The organism is Vibrio sp. Vb0667 (genome assembly GCF_033391095.1).
In genome coordinates, this window is record NZ_JAWPOL010000439.1 from 1 (window position 1) to 1016 (window position 1016).

Sequence of the window (1016 nt, forward strand, 5' to 3'; positions counted from 1 at the left end):
TTACGTCAATTGCATTCGCGTATTACGGCTTCGCGCCCACTTAGCTTCTACGCATACAGTGTTGGAGTTGTGCAAGGGGCTGATTTGGCAGCCAGTCACTATGAGCGTTTTCTACAGATAAAATCTTGGGGACCGCCAATGTGTCAAGAGACCAAGCGAGTCGACAGTTTGGCAGACGTAAAAACTTATTATCAAGACATTCTGCAGCGTCGTGATGCATTACCTTACGAAATTGACGGAGTCGTGATCAAAATTGACGATATTGCCGTTCAAGAGCGCCTGGGTTTTGTTGCTCGCGCTCCACGTTGGGCGATCGCATACAAATTCCCGGCTCAAGAAGAAATCACAACATTGAATGAAGTTGAGTTCCAAGTTGGCCGAACGGGAGCGATCACTCCGGTTGCTAAGTTAGAGCCCGTGTTTGTTGGTGGCGTGACGGTGAGTAACGCAACGCTGCATAATGCGGATGAAATTGAGCGCCTTCAAGTAAAGATTGGTGATCAGGTCGTGATTCGTCGTGCTGGCGATGTGATTCCTCAAGTGGTTTCTGTCATCAAAGAGCGTCGACCAGAAACGGCGCGAGATATTATTTTCCCAACTCAGTGTCCTGTTTGTGGTTCGCACGTAGAGCGTATCGAAGGGGAGGCGGTGACTCGATGTACTGGCGGTTTGGTCTGTCAAGCTCAACGTAAGCAAGCGCTCAAGCACTTCGTCTCACGTAAAGCGTTGGATGTTGATGGTTTAGGTGACAAAGTTATCGAGCAATTGGTCGATCGTGAAATGGTAGAAACCCCTGCCGATCTGTTCAAGCTTTCGGCTGGCGTGTTAACCGTATTGGATCGCATGGGGCCAAAATCTGCTCAAAACATTGTTAATGCATTAGAAAAATCGAAGTTAACAACCTTGCCACGTTTCTTATACTCGTTAGGTATTCGAGAAGTGGGCGAGGCAACGGCGGCAAACCTAGCTCAACACTTTAAATCACTGGAAGCGATTCAAGCTGCAACGGAAGAACA

Annotated in this window: 1 protein-coding gene; it reads left to right on the forward strand. The window is 48.1% G+C overall.

Features of this window, described 5'->3' with window-relative positions:
• A partial coding sequence (ligA, locus tag R8269_RS26495) for an NAD-dependent DNA ligase LigA (protein ID WP_318223071.1) occupies positions 1-1016 on the forward strand: 1016 nt, incomplete at both ends.